Genomic DNA, 2,786 nt, shown 5'->3' on the forward strand with positions numbered 1-2,786 from the left:
CGTGCTCGTCGTCGACGACAACCGAACCAATCGACTGATCTTCAACGAGATGCTTCAGTCTTGGGGGCTGGCCCCGACGTGTGTCGCCGATGGGCAAACGGCGTTGGAAGAACTCGAACGCGCCGCCGCGGCCGATGCGCCCTACCAACTGGTGCTGCTCGATTGCGTGATGCCGAACATGGACGGCTACGATGTCGCCACCAAGATGCTGGAAAACGATCAGCTGCGACACACCAAAACCATCATCATCTCCTCGGCGACCAGCGAAGACAAACAGCGATGCAGCGACCTAGGCGTGGCCAGTTATGTGACCAAACCCGTCGTGCAATCGGAGTTTCTCGAGACGATCCTCAACGCCATGGTATCGCCCGATGACATTGTGGACATCGATCCACCCAGCGATGTCGAGCAGCCCGATGTTGCGTTGCGTGTGTTGATGGTCGAAGACGGTTATGTGAACCAGCGTGTGGCCAGCGGGTTGCTGGAACGCATGGGACACCAAGTCCAAGTCGCCGGTGACGGAAAACTCGGCGTCGAGGCCTGGCGAGACGGCCACTTTGACGTGATCTTGATGGACTGGCAGATGCCCGTCATGGATGGGCAAGAAGCGACCCAACAAATTCGTCGCGAAGAAGCGTCCACGGGAAATCACATTCCCATCATCGCGATGACCGCCGCGGCCATGAAAGGGGATCGCGAACGATGCCTGGAAGCCGGCATGGACGATTACATCAGCAAACCCATTGACCCCAAGGAATTGGCCATGGTCCTACGGCGACACGCCCCCGACGATACTCCTGCCGCCACGGACGCGTCGAAAGAGGCGTCCACGGATGATGCAACCGTCCAGCCCAACGCGGAGGCAGATGGGGAAGTCACACCCGATCCACAACCCGACTACGAGGTCATCGATGTCGAACACGCCCGCAATCGAATGCGCGGCTGCAACGACGCATTCTTGACAGAAATCGCGAAAGTCTTACGCGAAGAGGCGGCGCAGCGTGTCAAGGAAATCGAAGACGCGCTGGCGGCCAGCGACGTCAAAGTCGTCACCCGAGGCGCCCACACGCTCAAAGGCGCCGCGGCAAATTTTGGCGCCAAACCCGTCGTCGAACTCGCCGAGCAAATCGAACAACTCGGTAAAGCCGACGACTTGGTTCCCGTCCCCGGTCTCCTCGAATCTCTCAAGCAACAAGTCGCCCGACTCGACGTCGAACTCGAGGCCTTTGTGAACCGACAAATCGATCCGTAATAGAGGCCCCCGGTTATTTGATTTGAATCGGTGAGGTTTCGGGCGGATCGTTGCCTTCGATCTGGCGCATCAATGCTTTCAGCTCAGCAACTTTCTCGGGGTGCTCCGCGGCCAGATTCGTTTGCTCGCCCAGATCGGATTTCAGGTTGTAGAGTTCTTCGACCTTCTTTCGATCGTCTTCGACCGCGTAGCCATGAAAGAAGGCGTCGGCTTTGAGGTATTTCCAATCGCCCTGACGCACGCCGGCGTTGTTGTAATAAAAATGCTCGCGTCCCGTTTCGCGTTTCCCCAACAGCAAGTCGGTTTGATCGATACCATCGATGCGGCGATCATTGGGAACTTCAAATCCGGCCAGGTGTGCGAAGGTCGGCATGAAGTCGATGGTGGCGAAGATGGCGTCAGAAACTCGTCCCGCAGGCACCTTGCCCGGCCAGCGGACGATGCAGGGCAGTCGATAGCCGCCCTCATAGCACGACCCTTTGCCGTTGCGAAGCGGACCGGCTTGGCCCCAGAAAATCGATCCCTCCGGATGCCCTTTTTTCCGGTCGGTGTACTTCCGTTGGTTCCACGGCCCGTTGTCACTGGTGTAGATCACCAACGTATCCTGGCGCAACCCCAGGTCATCGATCACATCGAGCAGTCGTCCCGTTTCGTAATCGAACTCTTCGACGACATCCCCGTATAATCCGCCGGCCGATTTGCCGCGGAAACGATCCGAGGCATCAATGATGGTGTGCATCATGGTGTGGGCGAGATACAACACGAACGGCTTGTCCGGGTCGCGTTTGTCTTTCAGATACTCGATCGCCTTGTCGGTGTAGAGTGTGGTCAGGCTGCCCATGTCATCGGTCGCGCCGGCCGGTTCATTGTTCTCGTGGAACCGGACGTTGCCACCGTCGTTGGCGCCCAAGGTCCCAAAGTAATAATCGAACCCTTGTGCATTGGGCATTCGATCGAGAATGGCTTTCCGGTTTGACACGTCCCACTTGCCGATGCAGGCGGTTTGGTATCCCGACCCGCGAATCAACTCGGCGAACGTGATTTCCGACGCCGGCATGCCCCAGCCCTTGCTGCGAAGCGGTTGGCGTCCGGTCAACAGCGCCGATCGCGACGGTCCGCAGACCGTCTGAGAGTAAAACGAGGTGAACCGAGTGCCTTCGGTCGCCAACTGATCCAACCGCGGCGTCTTGTTCGTTTCGTTGCCATAGCATGCCAGGTCGGCGTAGCCCTGATCGTCGGTGAAGACGATCAGGATGTTGGGTTGCTCTGCCGCGTTGAGCGCCGAGACCAATAGAAAAAGTAGCAGCGATCCAGTGGAGCAGGCAAATCGAACAGATTGACTCATAGTGATCTCGCAAAAACGCAGTTTGGTGAGGCGGCGTAGGGCATGCTGTGCATGCCACAGGTCTAGTTAGGGCATGCTGTGCATGCCACAAGTCACGCACCGCGTGACCCACAGTTCTAGGCCAACAACGGATCGACCGTGCCGGTGCTGTCGGCGAAACGCTTCATGTCCAGCCCCATCATGCGGGCC

The 2,786-nt window shown here is 58.2% G+C and carries 2 protein-coding genes; one reads left to right on the forward strand and one right to left on the reverse strand.

The window, feature by feature from the left end; translation table 11 throughout:
- Positions 1 to 1,252 (forward strand): response regulator (locus tag ABX749_RS28445; RefSeq protein ID WP_372899009.1); only part of this gene is annotated, 1,252 nt, incomplete at its 5' end.
- A 13-nt stretch (positions 1,253 to 1,265) separates the two neighbouring features.
- Here the strand turns inward: ABX749_RS28445 and ABX749_RS28450 are convergent.
- Complete coding sequence (locus tag ABX749_RS28450) at positions 1,266 to 2,597, reverse strand: sulfatase-like hydrolase/transferase (protein WP_372899010.1); 1,332 nt, start codon at positions 2,595 to 2,597, stop codon at positions 1,266 to 1,268.
- Between the last annotated feature and the right edge of the window lie 189 nt (positions 2,598 to 2,786).

The organism is Stieleria sp. (assembly GCF_041595215.1).
Classification (GTDB): Bacteria; Planctomycetota; Planctomycetia; order Pirellulales; family Pirellulaceae; genus Stieleria; species Stieleria magnilauensis.